The sequence below is a fragment of the Salipiger abyssi genome (genome assembly GCF_017311415.1).
In the GTDB taxonomy this organism is placed as follows: Bacteria; Pseudomonadota; Alphaproteobacteria; order Rhodobacterales; family Rhodobacteraceae; genus Salipiger; species Salipiger abyssi_A.
Genome location: NZ_JAEKIS010000016.1, coordinates 67627 through 88768, shown reverse-complemented (window position 1 = coordinate 88768; position 21142 = coordinate 67627). Strand labels below are relative to the sequence as shown.

The 21142-nt window shown below is 65.5% G+C and carries 23 protein-coding genes; 14 read left to right on the top strand and 9 right to left on the bottom strand.

Annotation, left to right across the window (positions count from 1 at the left end):
- Positions 1-398 precede the first annotated feature (398 nt).
- Entirely contained in the window at positions 399-1022 is a 624-nt protein-coding gene (locus tag I6N89_RS19340) for a ribonuclease T2 family protein (RefSeq protein ID WP_207020143.1), read from the bottom strand.
- Positions 1023-1164: 142 nt separating this feature from the next.
- Here I6N89_RS19340 and I6N89_RS19335 point away from each other — a divergent pair, with 142 nt between their 5' ends.
- Entirely contained in the window at positions 1165-1941 is a 777-nt protein-coding gene (locus I6N89_RS19335; protein ID WP_207020142.1) for a DUF1013 domain-containing protein, read from the top strand.
- 135 nt (positions 1942-2076) lie between these two features.
- On the opposite strand, the gene recR is transcribed toward I6N89_RS19335, so the two are convergent.
- From recR to I6N89_RS19310, 5 genes are all read right to left on the bottom strand, one after another.
- A complete protein-coding gene (gene recR, locus I6N89_RS19330) occupies positions 2077-2670 on the bottom strand; it encodes a recombination mediator RecR (RefSeq protein ID WP_207020141.1) in 594 nt (197 codons plus the stop codon).
- A gap of 119 nt (positions 2671-2789) precedes the next feature.
- Positions 2790-3134, bottom strand: coding sequence for a YbaB/EbfC family nucleoid-associated protein (locus I6N89_RS19325; protein ID WP_207020140.1), 345 nt, complete (start codon positions 3132-3134; stop codon positions 2790-2792).
- A 95-nt stretch (positions 3135-3229) separates the two neighbouring features.
- On the bottom strand, positions 3230-5260 hold the full coding sequence (locus I6N89_RS19320) for a capsular polysaccharide biosynthesis protein (protein ID WP_236016731.1): 2031 nt from the start codon (positions 5258-5260) through the stop codon (positions 3230-3232).
- Between the two features lie 2 nt (positions 5261-5262).
- On the bottom strand, positions 5263-6414 hold the full coding sequence (locus I6N89_RS19315; RefSeq protein ID WP_207020139.1) for a polysaccharide biosynthesis/export family protein: 1152 nt from the start codon (positions 6412-6414) through the stop codon (positions 5263-5265).
- Positions 6415-6510: 96 nt separating this feature from the next.
- The gene (locus tag I6N89_RS19310) at positions 6511-7803 is read right to left on the bottom strand and encodes a capsule biosynthesis protein (RefSeq protein WP_207020138.1); all 1293 of its coding nucleotides are present in this window, start codon (positions 7801-7803) and stop codon (positions 6511-6513) included.
- A gap of 91 nt (positions 7804-7894) precedes the next feature.
- Here I6N89_RS19310 and I6N89_RS19305 point away from each other — a divergent pair, with 91 nt between their 5' ends.
- On the top strand, positions 7895-8482 hold the full coding sequence (locus tag I6N89_RS19305; protein WP_207020137.1) for a riboflavin synthase: 588 nt from the start codon (positions 7895-7897) through the stop codon (positions 8480-8482).
- A gap of 83 nt (positions 8483-8565) precedes the next feature.
- Here I6N89_RS19305 and I6N89_RS19300 read toward each other — a convergent pair whose 3' ends face one another.
- The 3 genes from I6N89_RS19300 to I6N89_RS19290 form a co-directional block, all read right to left on the bottom strand.
- Positions 8566-9624, bottom strand: a complete 1059-nt coding sequence (locus I6N89_RS19300) for a YeeE/YedE family protein (protein ID WP_207020136.1) — start codon at positions 9622-9624, stop codon at positions 8566-8568.
- A gap of 123 nt (positions 9625-9747) precedes the next feature.
- Positions 9748-10089, bottom strand: a complete 342-nt coding sequence (locus I6N89_RS19295) for an ArsR/SmtB family transcription factor (protein WP_207020147.1) — start codon at positions 10087-10089, stop codon at positions 9748-9750.
- A gap of 5 nt (positions 10090-10094) precedes the next feature.
- Positions 10095-10505: a thioredoxin family protein gene (locus I6N89_RS19290; RefSeq protein WP_207020135.1), complete on the bottom strand. Its 411-nt coding sequence runs from the start codon at positions 10503-10505 to the stop codon at positions 10095-10097.
- 75 nt (positions 10506-10580) lie between these two features.
- Here I6N89_RS19290 and I6N89_RS19285 point away from each other — a divergent pair, with 75 nt between their 5' ends.
- The 12 genes from I6N89_RS19285 (at position 10581) to I6N89_RS19235 (ending at position 21142) form a co-directional block, all read left to right on the top strand.
- Positions 10581-11318 (top strand): cytochrome c biogenesis CcdA family protein, encoded by a 738-nt coding sequence (locus I6N89_RS19285; RefSeq protein WP_207020134.1) that lies wholly within the window; start codon positions 10581-10583, stop codon positions 11316-11318.
- A 13-nt stretch (positions 11319-11331) separates the two neighbouring features.
- Positions 11332-11916 carry a thioredoxin family protein gene (locus I6N89_RS19280; protein WP_207020133.1) on the top strand — a complete coding sequence of 195 codons (585 nt, stop codon included), beginning with the start codon at positions 11332-11334 and terminating at the stop codon, positions 11914-11916.
- A 128-nt stretch (positions 11917-12044) separates the two neighbouring features.
- On the top strand, positions 12045-12521 hold the full coding sequence (gene soxX / locus I6N89_RS19275) for a sulfur oxidation c-type cytochrome SoxX (protein WP_207020132.1): 477 nt from the start codon (positions 12045-12047) through the stop codon (positions 12519-12521).
- Between the two features lie 38 nt (positions 12522-12559).
- Positions 12560-12979, top strand: coding sequence for a thiosulfate oxidation carrier protein SoxY (gene soxY, locus I6N89_RS19270; RefSeq protein WP_207020131.1), 420 nt, complete (start codon positions 12560-12562; stop codon positions 12977-12979).
- A 33-nt stretch (positions 12980-13012) separates the two neighbouring features.
- Positions 13013-13342 (top strand): thiosulfate oxidation carrier complex protein SoxZ, encoded by a 330-nt coding sequence (gene soxZ / locus I6N89_RS19265; RefSeq protein ID WP_207020130.1) that lies wholly within the window; start codon positions 13013-13015, stop codon positions 13340-13342.
- 60 nt (positions 13343-13402) lie between these two features.
- Entirely contained in the window at positions 13403-14257 is an 855-nt protein-coding gene (soxA, locus tag I6N89_RS19260) for a sulfur oxidation c-type cytochrome SoxA (protein WP_207020129.1), read from the top strand.
- Between the two features lie 100 nt (positions 14258-14357).
- Complete coding sequence (gene soxB / locus I6N89_RS19255; protein ID WP_207020128.1) at positions 14358-16055, top strand: thiosulfohydrolase SoxB; 1698 nt, start codon at positions 14358-14360, stop codon at positions 16053-16055.
- 29 nt (positions 16056-16084) lie between these two features.
- Complete coding sequence (soxC, locus tag I6N89_RS19250; protein WP_207020127.1) at positions 16085-17362, top strand: sulfite dehydrogenase; 1278 nt, start codon at positions 16085-16087, stop codon at positions 17360-17362.
- Positions 17346-18551, top strand: coding sequence for a c-type cytochrome (locus I6N89_RS19245; protein ID WP_207020126.1), 1206 nt, complete (start codon positions 17346-17348; stop codon positions 18549-18551). Before soxC ends, I6N89_RS19245 begins: the two co-directional genes overlap by 17 nt.
- A gap of 4 nt (positions 18552-18555) precedes the next feature.
- Positions 18556-19266 (top strand): c-type cytochrome, encoded by a 711-nt coding sequence (locus I6N89_RS19240; RefSeq protein WP_207020125.1) that lies wholly within the window; start codon positions 18556-18558, stop codon positions 19264-19266.
- Positions 19267-19420: 154 nt separating this feature from the next.
- On the top strand, positions 19421-19555 hold the full coding sequence (locus I6N89_RS25705) for a hypothetical protein (RefSeq protein WP_257787899.1): 135 nt from the start codon (positions 19421-19423) through the stop codon (positions 19553-19555).
- A 324-nt stretch (positions 19556-19879) separates the two neighbouring features.
- Positions 19880-21142 carry an NAD(P)/FAD-dependent oxidoreductase gene (locus tag I6N89_RS19235; RefSeq protein ID WP_207020124.1) on the top strand — a complete coding sequence of 421 codons (1263 nt, stop codon included), beginning with the start codon at positions 19880-19882 and terminating at the stop codon, positions 21140-21142.

Here is a 21142-nt window from a genome sequence, read left to right as displayed (position 1 = left end):
ACCTGCCGAAGCTTCGATACAATCTCTTCGGGCCTCTCTCGCTTTCCAGCCATCGCTGATCCTCCAATTTGAGGGATAATCTATCCCAGTTGGTGGACCACTTTCAGCGGGCTACTCCAGAATACTCAAAGAGGAGGTCAATATCCGAGTTGACGTAACTTTTGAGGGTCGTCTCAACGGAGGCCTCATGCTTACGATTCCAACGCTCGACAATTTCGTCGACGTTGCGAAGCAGGTCGTCAATATCATCTCCCGATTTGGTTAGCATTCTATTGCTTTCTCAAGTATATAATCACCTAACCTTAATATTCGGTTTCTTTCCGGGATCTCATGTTTCCATTGGCCCAAAATATCCCGGGGAGTCCGAGGGGCTGGCCCCTCGAAAGCCGCCCGTGCCGTCAGCGCACCGGGTCGAGCAGCGCGTCGCGCAGGGTGCAATCCTTCACGACGTCCTGCCCGCAGGGCACCGGCTCCAGCGATGTCGAGAGGCAGAGCCGCGCCTCCTGGATGCGCCCCGCTTTGCAGGTGATCGTCAGCATATCCGGCTCCAGCCCCGGATTGGCCTTGAGAAAGGCCTCCTCCACCAGCGCTGCCGGCAGGCTCACCGGGCTTTCCAGCTTGCGGAAGGCGGCGGGGCGGGTCACGGCCTCATAGGCGCGGCGGGAGAGGGCGAAATAGGCTTCGGCGCTCAGCCCCGAGCAACTGCCGTGCTTCTTCCACTGATGCCAGGCGAGCCCCGCCGTGCCCATGATATCGGCCATCTCTGCGGTCATCGCCCGGCTCGGCGCGCGCTGCGAGCTCGGGCAATAGGAGGGGTAGCCGCGATGGTATTGCGGCCAGAGCCCGTGCAGGATCCAGCCGTGATCCTCCTCGCATTGCGGCGAGCGGCGCGCATCGCCTTCGAGCGCGCACCAGCTGGGCGACCAGCTCAGCGACATCACGTAATAATCGAATCTCCCCGCCGTCTCGCCCTCGGCGCGGGCCAGGGTGGCGGAGACGAGCAGCAGCAGAAACCAGCGCATTTTCTCTTCCCTCTTGGGTTTGTCGCCACTATATAGCGGCCAAGTTCCCCGACAACGGTAGCCCGTCCCGGATCAAATCCGGGACCTCCCGGCCAGAGAATGGCTTGGGGGCGGGGAAGACGCATTGCAAGGAGATGGAACGATGGCCAAACTGCTGCACCCCAAGGCGACCGCCGTCTGGCTGGTCGACAACACCACGCTGACCTTCAAGCAGATTGCCGATTTCACCGGCATGCACGAGCTGGAAATCCAGGGCATCGCCGACGGTGACGTGGCTGCCGGGGTGAAAGGGTTCGACCCCGTGGGCAACAACCAGATCGAGCAGTCCGAGATCGACAAGGCGGAAAAGAATCCGCTGCACAAGCTCAAGCTCAAGTATAACGCCGCCGCTGTCGACGAGGACAAGCGCCGCGGTCCGCGCTACACGCCGCTGTCGAAGCGTCAGGACCGGCCGAACGCCATCCTGTGGCTGGTGAAGTTCCACCCCGAGCTCAGCGATGGGCAGATCTCGAAACTGGTGGGCACCACCAAGCCGACCATCCAGTCGATCCGCGAGCGCACCCACTGGAACATCCAGAACATGCAGCCCATCGACCCGGTGGCGCTGGGGCTTTGCCGTCAGACCGAGCTCGACGCCGCGGTGGCCAAGGCCGCCAAGAAGATGGACGAGGTGATGACCGACGACGAGCGCCGCAAGCTGGTCTCGACCGAGCAGAGCCTCGGCATGGAGCCCGAGCCGCGCCTGCCCTCGGCGATCGAGGGGCTGGAGACCTTCTCGCTCTCCGATCCGCGCGGCGAGGACGAGGAGGAAGAGAACAAGGGGCCGAGCGATTTCTCGGATGCCGACAGCTTCTTCAACCTGCCCTCGGGCGGCGATGACGACGACGAGGACGAAGACAGCGAGGATCCGCGCCGCTAAGCCGGATCCGACCTTCCATGACGCACGGCCCGGGGAGAGATCTCCGGGCCGTTTTGCGTCTCCGCTACGGCTGCGCGCCTGCGTGTTGGGGCCTGCGCATAAGGTGTTTCCCGCGGGCTGCCAAGGGACCGGCGCTCAGAGCCGTTTGCGGGCGTTGAGGGCTGCGGTGATGGTGCCGTCGTCGAGATAATCGAGCTCACCGCCGATGGGCACGCCCTGCGCCAGCGAGCTCAGGGCGACCCGGTGCTCGAGCTGATCGGCGATGTAATGCGCCGTGGTCTGGCCGTCGACCGTGGCATTCAGCGCCAGGATCACTTCGGTGACGGATTCGGTGTCGATGCGGGTCACCAGCTGCGGGATGCGCAGCTCTTCGGGGCCGACGGAATCGAGGGCAGAGAGCGTGCCGCCCAGCACATGGTAACGGCCCCTGAAGACGCCCGAGCGCTCCATAGCCCAGAGATCGGCGACATCCTCGACCACGCAGATCTGGCCGTTGCCGCGTTTCTCATCAGCGCAGATCGGGCAGATATCGGCGGTGCCGATATTGCCGCAGTTGAGGCATTCGCGTGCCGTGCTGGCCACCGCCTGCATGGCGTCGGCCAGCGGTTGCAGAAGCAGCGCGCGCTTGCGGATGAGATGCAGCACCGCACGGCGGGCAGAGCGCGGCCCGAGGCCCGGAAGCCGGGCCATCAGCTCGATCAGCGCGTCGATTTCGGTGCGATCCGGCAAGCGGTCTGCCCCTTTTGGCAAGAGGCCCCGGCGCAAAGGCCGGGGCGGGGTGTATCGCGTCCCGGGCGCGACCCGGGACCTCTGCGGCTGTCCGAAGCGACAGGCTCCGGAGCGTCGCCTCAGAACGGCAGTTTCATGTCTGCGGGCAGGCCCATCGCCTCGGTGAGCTTGCGCATTTCCTGCTCGGAGCGGTCCTGCGCCTTGGCCTGGGCGTCCTTGATCGCGGCGAGGATCAGATCCTCGACCACTTCCTTGTCGTCGGAATTGAAGATCGACGGGTCGATATCGAGCCCGCGCAGCTCGCCCTTGGCCGAGGCGGTGGCCTTGACCAGACCGGCACCGGATTCGCCGGTCACTTCCATGGATTGCAGGTCTTCCTGAAGCTGGGCCATCTTGCCCTGCATCTCCTGCGCGGTCTTCATCATCTTGGCCATGTCGCCAAGACCGCCCAAACCTTTCAGCATGTCGTCTCTCCTGCGTTGCGGGCGCGGGGATCGCGGCCCTGGCGTTCCCGTCAGTATATCGCAGTCGCGGCGGCGATGAACAAGGGCGGCGCGGCTCAGCGGCGCCAGAGATGAGACTGGCTGGCAAAGAGGCCCTGAAGCTTCGAAAGCGACCGGTTGAGCGGGCCGGGGCGGGGCAGGGTGCCGGCCTCCAGGCGGTCGGCCACCACCTCGACGGGGCAGGGCAGGCCGGTCAGCGGATCGCGGTAGCGCGGATAGGCGATGAGCGTGGCATGCACGAGCCCTTCCAGCGAGGGGCGCGGCCCGGCGAGGCGGCGGGCGGGCACCGGGCCGAGATCGCGGGTCAGCTCCCAGCCGGCATAGAAGGGCGCGCCGAGCGTGGTGACCGGGATGCCGCGCAGCAGCGCCTCGAAGCCGGCGAGCGAGGTCAGGGTCCAGAGCTCGGCCACCTGCGGCAGCAGCGCGCCCATATCCGCCTGTGTAAGCGTGGCGTCGGCCCATCTCTCGGGCCGCTCGACCGCGCCGGGGCGGAGCCCGGCCTCGACATCCGGGTGCGGTTTCCAGAGCAGCACAGCCTCGGGGTTCTCGGCGCGGGCGCGGGCGAGGAGATCGGCGTTACGTTGGATCTGCGGGCTGCCGAGCAGGATGGAGGCATCGTCCTCGACTTGGCCGGGCACCAGGATGCGGTGGCCGTCGGGCAGGGCGGGCGTGGGGCCGGCGAGGTTGTATTTGGTGAGCCCGCCGGCAACCAGTCGCTCGATGAGCCGGCGGGCGCGATCCTCTTCGTCGGGGCGAAGAGCCGCGCTCGCGGCGATGAGCTGCTCCAGCCGGGAAGGGCGTGTCGGGTCGTAGTAGATGCCGAGATCGTCACTCACCAGCGACAGCGGCGGGATGAGCGCGGCGCCCAAGCCCCGCGAGCGCAGGAAGCCGTCTTCGACCCGCACTGCATCGGCTTCCTCTGCCTTGCTGGCCCAGATCATGCGGCGGCGGCCCTCCTCGGCCCGTTTCCGGGCCTCCTCGGCGCTTTTGGCAAAGACCACCGGCCTTTCGCCGCCGAAAAACCCCTGAAGCGGCCGGCGCTTCCAGAGCCGCATGCCCTCGGCGACCCAGCCGTGACGGTCCTCGCGCCAGGCCCGCGCCTGCGCCTCCAAAGCGCCCAGCACGTCTTCGATCTCGCAACGCCGGTCGCGATAGGGATCGTACCAGACCGGGTAGAGGATCATCGCCGCCGCAAAGAGCTGCGCCCGGGTCAGCCGGCGCTGGCGGCGCGGCAGCGGCGCCTCTTCGTCGGTCAGCCCCCAGCCGGCATAGAAGGGATGGCCGAAGACGCGCGGGCGGTGACCGGCAAGGATCGCTTCGAACCCCATCTGAGAGGACACGGTATAGACCGCCACCGCACCGTCGAGCAGCGCCTTTGGCGAAATCGGATCGGTGCAGAGCGCCACCCGCCCCTGCGCGTCATCGGCGGTATAGTGCCCTGGACGGAACCCGGCCTGCGTTTCCGGATGGGTGCGCAGCAGGATGCGCTTGCCCGGGTTCTCTTCCTGCGCCCAGTAGAGCATCTCCAGAAAGCGGTTGCGGTCGGCGCCCGAGGCGCGCACCGAAGCGTCCCCGGCGGTCTGGTCGACCACCAGCACATAGCCGGGTTCGGGCGCGGCTGCGTCCGGATCTGTGGCGGAATATTTCGACAGATGCGCCGTGCGCATCCGCGCCATGGCGCCACGCGCGCGCTCCAGCAGCGCGTGATCGTCGAGCGGGTGGGTGGCGAGCAGCGTCTCCAGATCCGACGGCGCGCGCCCGTCGAAATGCACCCCCGTGCGGTCGAGCAGCAACCCCAGCGGCGGCTCGCCGCTTCGGCCCGGGTGCAGCGAGCGCAGAAACGCGTCCTCGACCCGCAGCAGCGGCACGCCATGCCGCGCCGCCATGGCCTCGCCGCGATGGGCATAGGGCGATTGTCCCCAGACACCGACCATGTCCCCCGACCCGGGCCGGCCCAGCGAAACGCGATAGCCGGCGAGCGCAAGGATGCGGCGCAGCCGGCGCTGGCGCAGGAAGCCGGCGTTATAAACATAAAGACGCCGGGGGTTGTTTCCCCCGGCGCCGCCCTGTCCCCCGGTGTCGTGCAGGGTCAGCCCCCGCTTCCCTGAACGGCAGTGGCAGTGGTGGCCAGCGTGCTGACCGCGCTCAGCGATCCGGTCAGAGACGAGATCGTCTTGCTCCACTGCGCATAGGGCGCTTCGGTGACATAGAGCGTGTCCTGGTCGCGGATGACGAAATCGCGTGCCATGAACATGCCGTTGGGCTGAGTCAGATCGAGCACATAGACCAGACGCTGTGCCCCCACGAGATCGGAGCGGCCCAGCACCTGATTGGCGATCTCTGCCGGTTCGTTGCGGAACACGAAGACGCCGGTGGGGTCGGCGGCGGTGGGCAGCAGCCCGCCGACCTGCGCAATCGCCTCGACGGCGGAGAGCGTCTGGCTCTCGAAGGGAACGCGGGCCTGCGCGCCGGTGGCGCCGAGCGAGGTGAAAGAGCGGGTGTCCTCCTCGACAAGGATCTTGTCGCCGCCGCGCAGCGCGATGTCGAAGCTGGGATTGTCGTAGAGATCCTGGAACCAGATCTTTTCGGTCTGCTGGCCGCGGATCACCGAGATCTGTGCGATTTCCGGCGAGATGCTGATGCCGCCGGCGCGGGCGAGCATGGAGGACAGCGTCCGGGTCGGGCGCTCGATGGCGTAGACGCCCTGACCGCCGACGGCGCCCACGAGGCTGACCGTCGAGCCGTCTCCGGCGAGCCGGCGCACCTCGACCTGCGGGTCCGGGGTCTGCTCCGAGAGCCGGTCGGTGATGATGCGGCGCACCGCCTCGGGCGAGTTGCCGGCGGCGCGGATGCGGCCGGCATAGGGCACGAAGATATAGCCCGAACCGTCAACCTGCACCTCTTCCAGCACGGTGGCATTGGCGGTTTCGGCCACCAGAAGGCCGTCATCGACGTTTTCCCAGACCGTCAGTCCCAGCGTGTCACCCGGGCGGATCGTGTCCGAGCCCAGCACCGAGGCGTTCCTGAAACTTTCTGAAAAGCCGAGCGCGGGCACAACGGCGGTGGCGCGGGTCACGCGATCATTGACCGAGATCACAAAGGCGTCGCCCTCGCGCATCACCGAGCCTGCGAAGATTTCACGTTTGTTGGGGCCCGAACGCGGAAGGCCGCAGGATGCCAGAATGGACACCGCGGCCAGTAACGCGACGGACTTCACCCATCGGTTGGGGGAGTGTTTCACTGCTCGGTCTCCTCGACCTGTTCTTGTTCTGCCTCAGGTTTTTTCGGTAACCTATCGGAATCCGGCTGCAAAATCCAGCGCGGCGGGCAGAAACACTCAGTGGACCAGGCGCAACTGTTGCCGTGGCGCCGCGGTCCCGTGACGCAGCGCATCGTAGGGATCGTCTTCCGCGAGCATCATGTCGACCACCAGGCGCAGCAATTGGCGGCGCCCGCGCGAGGAGTAGAATCCGCCCGGAATCTGGCTGGTTTCAAGCAGATAGCGGCGGTAATCGCGATAGGCGCGGTTGTCGGGCCGGGCGGGCTGCGCGAAAAAGGCGGGCAGCGGCTGGTCGGAGACGAATTCCGGCTTGGCATAGACCGCATTGCCGAAGAGCTTCAGGGGAATTCCGCGCCACAATACCTGCTGACCGGCGGTGGAATTGACCGTGACGGCGGTGCGGGCATCGTCGAGCAGCCGAGCCAGCTTGCCGCCGCGCACGAAATGCACCCGCTCGGCGACGCCCAGCCGCTTTGCCATGTCGCGGATGGTGCGGCGCACCGGGGCGCGCCCGTCCTCGAGCGGATGCGCCTTGAAAACCAGATGATGGTGACCGGGCGCTCCCCTGGCAAAGCCCTCGATCACCAGCTCCAGAAACTCGGTCATGGAGGCGAAGGGCGAGTGCTCGCGAAAGCTCGCATCATGTTCGAGCTGCATCAGCACGAGGTGATAGGGAAATCCGCCGCGGCGGATGCGGCGGGTCTCTGCGAGGCGCTCGGCGCGGTGCAGCGGCATGAGCAGAAGCCGCTTGAGATAGAGCTGGAATTCCTGCCCGACGCTCTGTGCGCGATGCGGGCGGAAATTGCGGTAATCGCCGTTCCGGAACATCACGAACCAGTGGTAGAGCGCGCCGTAAAAGATGTGCTGGCGCATGTCGCCCCAGTGGCCGGGAGGCAGCGGCGCCTCCATGTCGGACTGCGCCAGCGCGCCGCGCATCTCGTCGATGCTCATCTGCATGAGCCGGGAATGCCCGTTGGAGCCGCCGCGCTCATAGGTCACCCAATAGGGGCGCATATAGCCTTCCTCGAAGACATGCACGCCGAGCCCGCACGCCCGTGCCGCCGCCACCGCCTCGGCATGGATGCGACGGGTGTCGCCATAGAGCACGATATCGGTCACGCCCTTCTCGACCAGCAGCGCCTCGAATGTCGCGGGCCAGTCCTCCGGCGCGCCGGTGAAGGGGATGTAGCTTTCGGGATGGAACCAGAAGGCGCGGTCGCCGGCATTGAAGCCCACCCGCCAGACCTGCGACCCGGCCTTGCGCAGCATTGTTGCCAGCCGGTGAAAAAACGGTCCGTGCGGGCCCTGAAGGAACAGGAACACGCGGGGGGAAGCGGTTGCCTTGGTCATGGCGCCCCGGTAATGGAGAAAGATACGCGGACTGCTTAGCGCGGTTTTTCGGCGAAAATAAGGCCTCTTTGGGGCAGGTCAGGAGGATGCGATGTTCACCGGTATCGTGACGGATATGGGCGAGGTGCGGAGCCTCACGCAGGCGGGCGATCTGACGGCGCGGATCGGCACGTCCTACGACACCTCGGGCATCGATATCGGTGCCTCCATCGCCTGCGACGGTGTCTGCCTCACGGTGGTGGATCTGGGCGAGGACTGGTTCGATGTGCAGATCAGTGCCGAGACCCTGTCGAAATCCAATCTCGGCACCTGGACCGAGGGCACGCGGATCAATCTCGAACGCGCGCTGAAGGTGGGCGACGAGCTTGGCGGGCATATCGTTTCCGGCCATGTGGACGGGCTGGCCGAGATCGTGGCGATCTCGGACGAGGGCGACTCGACCCGGGTGCAGTTCCGCGCGCCCGACGATCTGGCGAAGTTCATCGCGCCCAAGGGCTCGGTGGCGCTGAACGGCACCTCGCTGACGGTGAACGAGGTGCAGGGCGCGGTGTTCGGCATCAACTTCATCCCGCATACAAAGGACGCGACGACCTGGGGCGGGGTGGCCGTGGGCGACCGGATCAATCTCGAGATCGACACCATGGCGCGCTACGTGGCGCGGCTGGCCGAGATGTCCTGAGCGCCGCGCCGGTGGCGCGGGTGTTTTGGAGTATTTGCAGAAAGATGAAGGGCAGGGGGCGGCTCTGATGCCCCCGGCCCCGGTTATTCGGCGGGCTGGAAGCCGACGATGAGCTGGCGCAGGCCGAAGGCGGCGCCGGCAAAGATCGCCGCCATGGTGACCGGGGCGGAGAAGGCCAGCACCGAGAAGGCCGAGAGCCCCTGACCGATGGTGCAGCCCATGGCGATGACCGCGCCCGCGCCCATCAGCGCCGCGCCGACGATCTGGCGGCGCAGCTCGCGCGGGTCTTCGCAGGCTTCCCAGCGGAAATGCCCCTTGAGCAGCGAGCCGAGGAAGGCGCCGGTCCAGACGCCGGCTACCGAGCCCACGGCGAAGGAGAGCGGGCGCACGGAACCGGTCATCCACCACAGGATGGTGTCGCCCAGCGGCGCGGCGAAGCTGTGCGACACCACCGGCAGCCCCTCGAAGCCGGTGCGCGCCACCCAGGCGGTGCCGGCCCAGGCGAGGATCACGCCGAGCCCGACCATCGCGGCCCAGAAGATCTGCCGGGGCCTGGCCCAGAGCGGTTTCGACGCCAGCGAGACCGCCAGCAGCAGGGTGCCGAGCGCGATGCCGATGGCATGGGGCGCGAGGCCGGTGGCGGCGGCGAGGTGATGGGCGATGCCGGGCGGCGTGGCGGTGATCACCTCTTCCTGCGGAAACACCATCGCGCGCAGCGGGGCGAGCGGGCCGGCGAGCACCACGAAGGTGGAGACGCCCATGACCAGCACGATCACGAAGCTGCGCAGATCGCCGCCGCCGAGCCGGGCGATGGCGCCGTAGCCGCAATTGCCCGCCAGCGCCATGCCATAGCCGAACATCAGCCCGCCGAGGATCGAGGCCAGCGGCATCCAGCGGATCGAGAGGTAATAGGTCGCGCCGCCATCGAACAGCCCGGCGGCGATGAGGGCGAAGCTGCCGATGATCGCGGTGCCGATCGCCACGCCCCACATGCGTATGCGCAGGGCGGAGCCGCCATAGAGCAGGTCTTCGATGGCGCCGAGGGTGCAGAACCGCCCGAGCCGCGCCGCCAGCCCAAGCAATATGCCGCTGCCCAGCCCGATCAGGGCGACCAGATGGTGCTCGCTCAGCACGTCAAACATTGTGAATCCTCCCCAGGCGCCAGTGACGCCGTGGCTCAGGAGTATGTCCGGGGATGCCGGATATCTCAAGTGGGGCGTCACGTCACGGAGCGCGCAACGCGCGGTTGCGAAAGGGCTGTGGGCCTAGGCTTCGTCGTCGTTGCAGAACAGCTCGTAGACGCATTCCAGCATGCGCCGGGGCCGGTGATCGGCGAGGCGGTAATAGATCGCCTTGCCGTCGCGGCGCGGCACCACGAGCCCTTCGAGACGCAGCCGGGAGAGCTGCTGCGAGACGGCCGCCTGGCGGGCGGACAGCAGCTCTTCAAGTTCCGTCACGGATTTCTCCCCGGTCACGAGGTGACAGAGGATCATCAGCCGCCCCTCGTGGCTGATCGCTTTCAGAAAGGCCGACGCGGTGGTCGCCTTGTCGACGATCCGGTCGAGCTCCTCCTCGCTCAGATCGTCATGGATCACGGGAAGCGCCATGTTCATCACCCACCCTCCAGAGGTTCCGCCGGCGTTACCAAGACCGCTGCCGGGTCGAAATCTGTGTGTCGCTCAAGCAGTTGCGAGAGCAGTGGCCAAAAGAAATCCTCGCCCGGATACCCCTCCAGCCGAGCCAGTTCGTCCCCGTCTTCTATCAGAATGAATGTGGGAGTGAACAAGACTTTACGCTTATAAGTCACACCTTCGGGAGGACCCTGTCGCAAATCTGCACGCAAAAGCGGCGCGAAACGCCCCTCGGCTGTGTTGGGATAGGCCGGCGCAATCTGCGCGTTCCACGCCGCGCAATAGGCACAGCCCGGCTGTTCGACCATCACAAGGCGGATTTCGGCCATGGCCGAACCTGCCAGCAGCAGCACCGAGAGCGCGGCCCCGGCGAGGGATTTGATGACGGCCATGGCACACCGATTGACGAGCGACGTTCATTCAACGTAATATGAATATATGAATTATTCAAGGTGAGGGGAGGCACCGTGCTGGAGATTTCCTTTGCAGGTGCGGCATTGGCCGGTCTGCTCAGCTTTTTCACGCCCTGCATCCTGCCGATGGTGCCTTTCTACCTCTGCTACATGGCCGGGATCTCGATGACCGAACTGCGCGACGATTCGGGGCTCGCCCCCGGCGCGCAGAGGCGGCTGGTGCTCTCGGCGCTGTTCTTTGCCGCCGGCGTCACCACGATCTTTGTGCTGCTCGGCATGGGCGCGACGGCGGTGGGGCAGGCCTTTGCCGACTGGAAGCAGCCGCTCTCCTATGTGGCGGCGGCGGTGCTGCTGATCTTCGGGCTGCATTTCCTCGGCGTGATCCGGGTGCCGCTGCTCTACCGCGAGGCGCGGATGGAGTCGAAGGCCGAGCCGACCTCGGTGCTGGGCGCCTATGTCATGGGGCTGGCCTTTGGTTTCGGCTGGACGCCCTGCGTCGGCCCGGCGCTGGCCTCGATCCTGATGATCGCCAGCGGCATGGGCGATCTGGGACGGGGCGGGCTGCTGCTCTTCGTCTATGGCGTCGGCATGACCGCGCCCTTCGTGATCGCGGCGCTGTTCTCGGGGCCGTTCCTGCGCTGGACCGCGCGGCACCGCAGCAAGCTGCAATATGTCGAGAAACTCATGGGCGCGATGCTGATCTTGTTCGCGGTGCTGATCGCGACCGACAGCGTCAACATCATCGCTCAGTGGATGATCGAGACGTTCCCGAGCTGGACGTCGCTGAGCTGAGGAGGAGGAGAGAATGAAAGCATGGAGCGGGGCCGCGCTTGCCGCGGCCATCGCCTTGCCGGTCTGGGCCGATGTGGCTCCGATGGGCGATGACGGGCTCTATAAGGAGCCCTGGATGCGCGACACCTTCAAGGATCTGCGCGAGGATCTGGCGGAGGCCAATGACGAGGGCAAGCGGATGGTGCTTTTCGTCGAGCAGCGCGGCTGCATCTACTGCCACAAGATGCATGAGGAAGTGTTCTCCCAGGGCGATGTGGCGGCCTATATCGAGGAGAATTTCTTTGTCGTGCAGGTGAACCTGCATGGCGATACCGAGATCACCGATTTCGACGGGGAATCGCTGTCGGAAAAGGCCGCCACCGCGAAGTGGCGGGTGCTGTTCACCCCCAACATAATCTTCCTGCCCGAAGAGGTGGAAGACGGCGCCAGTGCCATCGAGTCCGCGGTCGCGGTGATGCCGGGCGCGTTCAGCAAGGGCACCACGCTCGATATGTTCACCTGGGTGAACGAGAAGCGGTACGCGCTTGATAACGGGGAGGATTTCCAGCGCTACCACGCGCGCCGCATCCGCGAGCGCGACGATGGCAAGACCGATTGACCTGCGGCGGTATCATCAATAATTCATTTCTGTGAATTTGATGTTGCGTGAATGGGTCGCGGTGGACTACGGTATGCGACAGCTAGGAGGAACAGGCCGACAAGGTCTGAGGAGCCAAGGGAGGGAATATGAGGCTTACTGGTTTGACAGTGGCAGCCGTATTGGTTGCGAGCGCGGCATTCGCCAATGTGGTCGCGCCCGACGATGTCGCCTTCGGGGAATACGGTGAGGTCGAGGCCTCGCTGACCGGCTCCGCCGGCGATGTCGACAAGGGGCGTCAGATCTTTTCCGAGAAGTCGATGGGCAACTGCGTGTCCTGCCACGCCGTGGCGGCGCTGCCCGACGTGCCGTTTCAGGGCGAGGTCGGCCCGGTGCTCGACGGCATCGGCGAGTACCGCACCCCCGAAGAGCTGCGCGGCATTCTCGTGAACGCGAAGAAGACATTCGACGGCACGGTGATGCCGGCCTTCTACAAGACCAGCGGGTTTATCCGCCCGGGCGACGATTACACCGGCAAGGCGGCACCGGATCCGATCCAGCCGATCCTGTCCGCCCAGGATGTCGAGGACGTGGTCGCGTTCCTCATGACGCTGAAAGACAACTGACGCACGCGACCCGAAACAGTTTTAGGAGAAACGGAAACATGGAATTCACACGTCGTGAAACCCTTGCCGTGGGCGGTGCCGCCGCGCTGGTCGCCATGCTGCCGAAAGGCGCCTATGCCGCCACCACGGAAGAATGGATCGCCGAGTTCACCGGCGGGGCCGAGATGGCCGATGCCGGGCTCGACCTGACCGCGCCGGAGATTGCCGAGAACGGCAATACCGTGCCGATCGAGGTGAGCGCCGACGGCGCCTCGGAAATCCTCGTGCTGGCCACCGGCAACCCGACCCCGGGCGTGGCCAAGTTCACCTTCGGCCCGCTGGCCGCCGCACAATACGCCTCGACCCGTATCCGGCTCGCCGGCACGCAGGATGTCGTGGCCATCGCGAAACTGGCCGACGGCTCCTTTGCCCGCGCCAGCAAGACCGTGAAAGTGACCATCGGCGGCTGCGGCGGCTGATCGGCATAACCAGAATTTCAGGAGACAGAGAATATGGCAGACGGTGTCAAACCCCGCGTCAAGGTCCCGAAATCGGCATCGGCCGGTGAGGCCATCACCATCAAGACGCTCATCAGCCACCCGATGGAATCGGGCCAGCGCAAGGACAGCAGCGGCAACACGATCCCGCGCTCGATCATCAACCGCTTCACCTGTGAATTCAACGGCGAGAGCGTGATCGACGTGACAATGGAGCCGGCGATCTCGACCAACCCCTATTTCGAATTCGAGGCCACCGTGCCCGAGGCCGGTGAATTCAAGTTCACCTGGTACGACGATGACGGGTCGGTCTACGAAGACAGCAAAAAAATCGAGATCGGCTGAGCACGACATCGCCCTGTCCCGCAGAGGTGCGGGACGGGGCTTTCCAGGGAGGGAACCTAGATGATTTTCAAGACGCTGACGGCTGCTGCCGCCATGCTGGCCCTGACCGCTCCGGTGCTTGTCGCGGGCGGGGCGGATGACGACACGCTCGTCATCAACGGCGATATCGAAATCACCACCAAGGCCGCCGCCGCACCGCATCTCGACGGGCATCTCGACGAGGTCATGTCGGGCTGGCATTTCCGCGACGACGACACCCAGGCCATGGAGATGGACGATTTCGACAATCCCGGCATGATCTTTGTCGATGTCGCCACCGACACCTGGAACACCGCCGAGGGCAGCGAGGGCAAATCCTGCGCCGACTGCCACAACGAGCCCGAGAGCATGGCCGGCGTGCGCGCGGTCTATCCTAGGTGGAACGAAGAGGCCGGCGAGGTCCGTACCCTGCAAATGCAGATGAACGCCTGCCGCACCGAGCGCATGGGCGCCGAGGCGTGGAAATACGATTCCGGCGACGCCATCAACATGGAGGCGCTGCTGGCCTCGGTGTCGCGCGGCACCCCGGTGAACGTGGCCATCGACGGCCCCGCCGCCGAGACCTGGGAAAAGGGCAAGGAAATCTACTACACCCGTTACGGGCTGCTGGAGCTGTCCTGCGCCAACTGCCACGAGCAGAACTACGGCAACTATATCCGGGCCGACCATCTGTCCCAGGGCCAGATCAACGCCTTTCCGACCTACCGCCTGAAAAACGCCAAGCTGAACGGCATGCACAGCCGCTTCAAGGGCTGCATCCGCGACACCCGCGCCGAGACGTTCAACCCGGGTTCGCCGGAATTCGTGGCGCTCGAGCTTTATGTCGCCTCGCGCGGCAACGGTCTCGACGTCGAAGGCCCCTCGGTCCGCAACTGAGCCTTTTGCCCCGTGCGTTTTCACGCGCGGGGTCTTCCCGATCTAACCCATTCACACATGCGCATGTGTGTTGAGAGATAGTCAGAGAAAGATCCCTCCCATGATCTCCAGACGCGATTTTCTTCAGGTGTCCATGGCGGCCTCGGCCCTTGTGGGCGCCGGCGGGTTCGGCAACTGGGCGCGGCTCGCCGCGCAGCAGAGCCTGACACAGGACCAGTTGTTGCAGTTCGACACGTTCGGCAACGTCTCGCTGATCCATGTGACCGACATCCATGCGCAACTCAAACCGATCTATTTCCGCGAGCCGGAGGTGAATATCGGGGTCGGCGGAAACAAGGGGGAGGTGCCGCATGTGACCGGCGCCGACTTCCGCAAGCTCTATGGCATCGACGACGGCTCGCCCTCGGCCTATGCGCTGACCTATAACGATTTTTCCTCGCTGGCGAAGGGCTACGGCAAGGTCGGCGGCATGGACCGGGTGGCCACCGTGGTCAACGCCATCCGCGCCGACCGCCCCGATGCGATCCTGCTCGACGGCGGCGACACCTGGCACGGCTCGATGACCTGCTTCAAGACCGAAGGTCAGGACATGGTCAATGTCATGAACGCGCTGAAGCCCGACGCGATGACCTTCCACTGGGAGTTCACGCTGGGCTCGGAGCGTGTGCAGGAGCTGGTCGAGGGGCTGCCCTTTGCCGCGCTCGGCCAGAACATCTTCGATGCCGAGTGGGACGAGCCCGCCGAGCTTTTCAAGCCGTACCAGTTCTTCGAGCGGGGCGGGGTAAAGATCGCCGTCATCGGCCAGGCCTTCCCCTATATGCCCATCGCCAACCCGCGCTGGATGTTCCCGGAATACAGCTTCGGCATCCGCGACGAGCATATGCAGGAGATGGTCGACGAGGTGCGCGCACAGGGGGCCGAGCTGGTGGTCTGCCTGAGCCATAACGGGTTTGACGTCGACAAGAAGATGGCCAGCGTCGTCACCGGCATCGACGTCATCCTGACCGGCCACACCCATGACGCGCTGCCCGAGCCGGTGCTGGTCGGCGAGACGATCCTGATCGCCTCCGGCTCCAACGGCAAGTTCGTCAGCCGCGTCGATCTGGATGTGCGCGACGGCCGCATGATGGGCTTCCGTCACAAGCTGATCCCGATCTTCTCGGACGTGATCGCGCCCGACCCGGACATGGCCGCGCTCATCGACGAGCAGCGCGTGCCGTTCAAAGCCGAGCTCGAAGAGGTGATCGGCCAGACCGACGATCTGCTCTACCGCCGGGGCAATTTCAACGGCTCCTGGGACGATCTGATCTGCGACGCGCTCATCTCCGAGCGCGAGGCCGATATCGCCATGTCGCCCGGCGTGCGCTGGGGCCCGTCGCTGCTGCCCGGCGATCCGATCACCCGCGAGGATATCTGGAACGTCACCTCGATGAGCTATGGCGAGGCCTACCGCTCCGAGATGACAGGGGAGTTCATCAAGGTGATCCTGGAGGACGTGGCCGACAATATCTTCAACCCCGATCCCTATTACCAGCAGGGCGGGGACATGGTCCGCATCGGCGGCATGGGCTACCGGATCGACATCACCAAACCGCAGGGTGAGCGCATCTCGGACATGACGCTGCTCAAGACCGGCGAGGCCATCGACCCGGCGAAATCCTATGTGGTGGCCGGCTGGGCTTCCGTGAACGAGGGCACCGAGGGTCCGCAGATCTGGGATGTGGTGGAAAGCCACATCAGGAAAATGGGCACCGTCACCGTGGCGCCCAACACGAGTGTCGAGGTGGTGGGCGCCTGAGCCCGCTGCGCATCGAGAGGAGACAAACCATGACGACTGAAAAGAAAGGCATGTCCGCCTCGCGCCGTCAGTTCCTGACCGGCGCCGCGGCGGTTGGCGCCGGCACCGTGGCCGCGACCGTGGCCCGCGCGGCAGAGCCCGATCCGCTGATCACCGAGGTACAGGACTGGGCCAGCAGCTTTGGCGACGGCGTCGATGCCACGCCCTATGGCCTGCCGATCAAATACGAAGACGACGTGATCCGCCGCAATGTGGAATGGCTCACCGCCGACACGATCTCGTCGATCAACTTCACCCCGATCCACGCGCTCGACGGCACGATCACCCCCACCGGCTGCGCCTTCGAGCGGCACCATTCGGGCGCGATCGAGCTGAAGAAGGAAGACTACCGCCTGATGATCAACGGGCTGGTCGATACGCCGATGGTCTTCAGCTACGAGGATCTGGAGCGCTTCCCGCGCGAGAACCACGTCTATTTCTGCGAATGCGCGGCGAATACAGGCATGGAATGGGCCGGCGCGCAGCTCAACGGCGCGCAGTTCACCCACGGCATGATCCACAATATGGAATATTCGGGCATCCCGGTCCGCACGCTGCTGAACGAGGCGGGTTGGAACGGCGAGGTCGAGGGCAAGTGGCTTTATGTCGAGGGGGCCGATGCCTCGTCGAACGGTCGCTCGATCCCGCTGGAAAAGGCGCTCGACGATTGCCTCGTGGCGATCAAGGCCAATGGCGAGGCGCTGCGCAAGGAGCACGGCTATCCGGCGCGTCTGGTCGTTCCCGGCTGGGAAGGCAATATGTGGATCAAGTGGATCCGCCGGATGGAGATCACCGATGGCCCCGTCGAGAGCCGCGAGGAGACCTCCAAATATACCGACACGCTGGCCGACGGCACCTCGCGCAAATGGACCTGGGTCATGGATGCGAAATCCGTGGTGACCTCTCCCAGCCCGCAGATGCCGATCAAGCACGGCCCCGGCCCGCTGGTGATCACCGGCATCGCCTGGACCGGCCACGGCAAGATCGCCCGTGTCGATGTCTCCAAGGATGGCGGCAAGACCTGGGAAACCGCGCGTCTGGCCACCGATGCCGGCGACAAGGCGATGGTCCGCTTCTATCTCGACACCGAATGGAACGGCGAGGAGATGTTCCTGCAATCGCGCGCCATGGACGAGACGGGCTATGTCCAGCCGACCAAGGCGCAGCTGCGCGAGGTCCGGGGGCTGAACTCGATCTATCACAACAACTGCATCCAGACCTGGTGGGTCAAACCGAACGGGGAGGCCGAAAATGTCGAAGTCTCTTAATCTCTACGCCGGGACGGCGGTCGGCATCGTGCTGCTGCTGACCGCGTCGGTGAATTTCGCCGACCGCAATATCGCCGGGTTCCCCGAGAACCCGCCCACCATGGCCGCGCTTCCGGCGCCCGAGCCGGCCTCCTCCGGCCTGCTGGTGGGTGCCGCCGAGGCCGCCACCGCCGATGCCGACGGCAAGTTCGGTCTCGGACGCGCCGCCCTGCCCGAAGAGGTCGCTGCCTGGAACGTGGATGTGAGCCCCGACGGCACCGGCCTGCCCGAAGGCTCGGGCGATGTCTGGACCGGCGAGAGTGTGTTCGAGGAAAACTGCGCCTCCTGCCACGGCTCCTTTGCCGAGGGCGTCGGCAACTGGCCGAAGCTTGCCGGCGGCGACGGCACGCTCGATCATGACGATCCGCTGAAGACCGTGGGCTCTTACTGGCCCTATCTCTCGACCGTCTGGGATTACGTTCACCGCTCGATGCCGTTCGGCGCCGCGCAGACGCTGACACCGGACGAGGTCTATGCGATCACGGCCTATATTCTCTACTCCAACGATCTGGTGGACGACGATTTCGAGCTGTCGAACGAGAATTTCGCCGAGTTCGAGATGCCCAATGCCGATGGCTTCATCGTCGATGACCGGGCCGAGACCGAATATACGCAATGGCGCAGCGAGCCCTGCATGGAGAACTGCAAGGAGAGTGTCGAGATCACCATGCGGGCGACCGTGCTCGACGTGACCCCGGACGAGGGCGGCGCAGAGGGCAGCGAAGAGGCCGCCGCGCCGGCTGAGGAGACCACGACCGAGGTTGCCGCCGTGGCCGAGGAGGCTGCGCCCGCGGCCGAGGAGGCCCCCGCCGAAGAGATGGCCGCCGCCGCGCCCATCGACGAGGCGCTGGCCGCCGAGGGCGAAAAGGTCTTCCGAAAATGCAAGGCCTGCCACCAGGTCGGCGACGGTGCCAAGAACCGCACCGGTCCGGTGCTCAACGGTGTCGTGGGCCGTCCGGTCGCCGCAATTGACGATTTCAAATATTCCAAGTCGATGGCCGAGCATGGCGGCACCTGGGACAGCGAAACGCTGCACGCCTATCTCGCCGATCCGCGCGGCTATGTGAAAGGCACCAAGATGGCCTTTGCCGGGCTCAAGAAGCCCGAGGATATCGACGCCGTTGTGGAATATCTCCGGAGCTTCCAGTGATGCCATGAAACGCTGGTGTCTCGCATTGTGCCTCGCGCTCGCCCCGCCAGGGGCGGCGCCTGCCGAAGAAGAGGCGGAGCGCCTCGGGGATGCCGCGCGCGGCGCGGAGATCTTCGGCCAATGCAGTGGATGCCACGAGATCGGGCCCGGTGCGAGACATCGCATCGGGCCTCATCTTAACGAGATCTTCGGACGCCGCGCCGGCGCGCTTGAGGCGTTTCCCTATTCCAAGGGCATGAACCGCGCCTTTGCCGATGGCCTGGTCTGGGATTACGCCCGGCTCGACGCCTATCTCGAAAACCCCCGGGCTCTGGTTTCGGGCACGCGGATGTCCTTTCGCGGCCTCAAGGACGCGCAGGACCGCCACGACGTGCTCGCCTATCTGCGCGACTTCACCGCCAGCCCGCGCGACATTCCCGAAGCCGCCCCCACCGCGCTGCCGCGCGAGGTGGATCTGCCGCCCGAGGTTCTGGCCATCATCGGGGATGCGGATTACGGCGAATATCTCGCCTCCGAATGCCTCACCTGCCACCGGCAGGACGGCTCCGACGCGGGCATCCCCTCGATCACCCGCTGGCCGGTGGAGGATTTTGTCGTCGCCATGCACGCCTACAAGCGCAAGCTCCGTCCGCACCCGGTCATGCAGATGATGGCCGGACGCCTCTCCGATGAGGAGATCGCGGCGCTGGCGGCGTATTTTGAAAAACTCGAATAGGTGAGGTCAGGAATTCCGCAATTGCTTCGTATGACGAGACAGGCACAGGATGGCGCGGGGGCTATGCGCTCCCGGCGCGGGCCGGTTTTATGGGCTCGGGCCAGACCTGATTTTTCGCCGCCTGCCGCGCGGCACCGTATCGGAGCATTTCGTGATGAGTTTTCGTTCGAGAATCCTCTGGCTCGCCGGGCTGATCGCCCTTGCGGCCGCTTTCGGCCTGCTGCCGCAGGGCCATGCCGAGGAACGCGCCCCCGGCGCCATCCCCAAGGCGCCCGCTTTTCGTCTTTAGGGTGCCAGAACGGTGGGCAAATTGCCCACCCTACGATAAGCCGCGCCATTGCCGGCCCGCCGGGACGGGGCATGCCTGACGCATGCCTCGGGCGCGACGATGGCGCGCCTCTCGGCGTTTGCTTGCAAACGCCTGCCGGCAACACATCGCTTGCGATGTGTGAGAGGCGGCTTCGCTTTGTTCCGCGCCCAGGGTTCCGTGCCGCCCATGCACCTGTTTTCCAAAGACATCGCATCCCCCGCCAGACCGGACGCCGCCCAAGGCGGCACCGCTGCGGCGGGATGCGCGTGTTTCGCAACCTGTCCAGCTTAGGGAGGAATGGACATGAGATGGAACAGACGGGCCTTTATCGGCACAGGTGCGGCAGCGGCGGCAACGCTCTCGGCGCCGATGCTCCGCGCGCAGGGCAGACCGCGCGTCGTGGTGGTGGGCGGCGGCGCGGGAGGCGCCACCGCCGCGCGCTATCTCGCCAAGGACAGCGACGGCGCAATCGACGTGACGCTGGTCGAGCCGACGCGCAGCTACTACACCTGCTTTTTCTCCAACCTCTATATCGGCGGCTTCCGCACGCTCGACAGCATCGCGCATAGCTACGCCACGCTGGCCTCGGGGTACGGCATCAATGTCGTGCATGACTGGGCCACCGGCATCGACCGCGACGCCAGGACCGTGCGCCTCGCCGGCGGCGTGAGCCTGCCTTACGACAGGCTGGTGCTGAGCCCCGGCATCGATTTTGTCGAGGGCGCGGTGCCAGGCTGGGATCTGAGCGCGCAGGACGTCATGCCGCATGCCTACAAGGCCGGTACGCAGACTGCGCTCCTCAAGGCGCAGATCGAGGCGATGCCCGAGGGCGGCACCTATGTGATGGTGGCCCCGCCCAACCCCTATCGCTGCCCGCCGGGGCCTTACGAGCGGATCTCGATGGTGGCGCATGTGCTCAGCCAGACCAATCCCAGCGCCAAGATCCTCATCGCCGACCCCAAGCCCGGCTTTTCCAAGCAGGCGCTTTTCGAGGAGGGATGGGGGCGGCATTACTCCGGCATGATCGAACGGCTGGGGCCGGATTTCGGTGGCGGCAATGTCCGCGTCGATCCGGACAGCATGGAGGTCGATATCGACGGCGAGCTGGTGAAAGCCGATGTGGTCAATGTGATCCCGGCGCAGAAGGCCGGCCATATCTGCGACACCGCGGGCCTTACCGAGGGCAACTGGGCGCCGGTGGACGGCCATTCCATGGTCAGCCGGCTCGATCCCGATATCCACATCCTGGGCGATGCCACGGCGCAGGGCGATATGCCGAAATCGGGCTTTTCGGCCAATTCCCAGGCCAAGGTGGCGGCAATGGCGATCCGTGGCGCGCTGACCGGATCGCGGGTGTTCCCGGCGAAATACTCCAACACCTGCTGGTCGCTCATCGCGCCGGAGGACGGGGTGAAGGTGGGGGCCGCCTATGAGCCCACCGAGGAAAAGATCGCCAGCGTGTCGAGCTTTGTCAGCCAGACCGGCGAGGACGCGGCGCTGCGCAAGGCGACCTATGAGGAAAGCCTCGGCTGGTATGAGGGGATCACCGCCGACATGTTCGGCTGA

Excerpts from the sequence above, each read along its gene's own strand:
- I6N89_RS19340 (WP_207020143.1), bottom strand. The coding sequence starts at position 1,022 with ATGCGCTGGTTTCTGCTGCTGCTCGTCTCCGCCACCCTGGCCCGCGCC.
- I6N89_RS19335 (WP_207020142.1), top strand. The coding sequence starts at position 1,165 with ATGGCCAAACTGCTGCACCCCAAGGCGACCGCCGTCTGGCTGGTCGAC.
- I6N89_RS19325 (WP_207020140.1), bottom strand. The coding sequence starts at position 3,134 with ATGCTGAAAGGTTTGGGCGGTCTTGGCGACATGGCCAAGATGATGAAG.
- I6N89_RS19310 (WP_207020138.1), bottom strand. The coding sequence starts at position 7,803 with ATGACCAAGGCAACCGCTTCCCCCCGCGTGTTCCTGTTCCTTCAGGGC.
- I6N89_RS19305 (WP_207020137.1), top strand. The coding sequence starts at position 7,895 with ATGTTCACCGGTATCGTGACGGATATGGGCGAGGTGCGGAGCCTCACG.
- I6N89_RS19300 (WP_207020136.1), bottom strand. The coding sequence starts at position 9,624 with ATGTTTGACGTGCTGAGCGAGCACCATCTGGTCGCCCTGATCGGGCTG.
- I6N89_RS19295 (WP_207020147.1), bottom strand. The coding sequence starts at position 10,089 with ATGGCGCTTCCCGTGATCCATGACGATCTGAGCGAGGAGGAGCTCGAC.
- I6N89_RS19290 (WP_207020135.1), bottom strand. The coding sequence starts at position 10,505 with ATGGCCGTCATCAAATCCCTCGCCGGGGCCGCGCTCTCGGTGCTGCTG.
- I6N89_RS19280 (WP_207020133.1), top strand. The coding sequence starts at position 11,332 with ATGAAAGCATGGAGCGGGGCCGCGCTTGCCGCGGCCATCGCCTTGCCG.
- soxX (WP_207020132.1), top strand. The coding sequence starts at position 12,045 with ATGAGGCTTACTGGTTTGACAGTGGCAGCCGTATTGGTTGCGAGCGCG.
- soxY (WP_207020131.1), top strand. The coding sequence starts at position 12,560 with ATGGAATTCACACGTCGTGAAACCCTTGCCGTGGGCGGTGCCGCCGCG.
- soxZ (WP_207020130.1), top strand. The coding sequence starts at position 13,013 with ATGGCAGACGGTGTCAAACCCCGCGTCAAGGTCCCGAAATCGGCATCG.
- soxA (WP_207020129.1), top strand. The coding sequence starts at position 13,403 with ATGATTTTCAAGACGCTGACGGCTGCTGCCGCCATGCTGGCCCTGACC.
- soxB (WP_207020128.1), top strand. The coding sequence starts at position 14,358 with ATGATCTCCAGACGCGATTTTCTTCAGGTGTCCATGGCGGCCTCGGCC.
- soxC (WP_207020127.1), top strand. The coding sequence starts at position 16,085 with ATGACGACTGAAAAGAAAGGCATGTCCGCCTCGCGCCGTCAGTTCCTG.
- I6N89_RS19245 (WP_207020126.1), top strand. The coding sequence starts at position 17,346 with ATGTCGAAGTCTCTTAATCTCTACGCCGGGACGGCGGTCGGCATCGTG.
- I6N89_RS19240 (WP_207020125.1), top strand. The coding sequence starts at position 18,556 with ATGAAACGCTGGTGTCTCGCATTGTGCCTCGCGCTCGCCCCGCCAGGG.
- I6N89_RS25705 (WP_257787899.1), top strand. The coding sequence starts at position 19,421 with ATGAGTTTTCGTTCGAGAATCCTCTGGCTCGCCGGGCTGATCGCCCTT.
- I6N89_RS19235 (WP_207020124.1), top strand. The coding sequence starts at position 19,880 with ATGAGATGGAACAGACGGGCCTTTATCGGCACAGGTGCGGCAGCGGCG.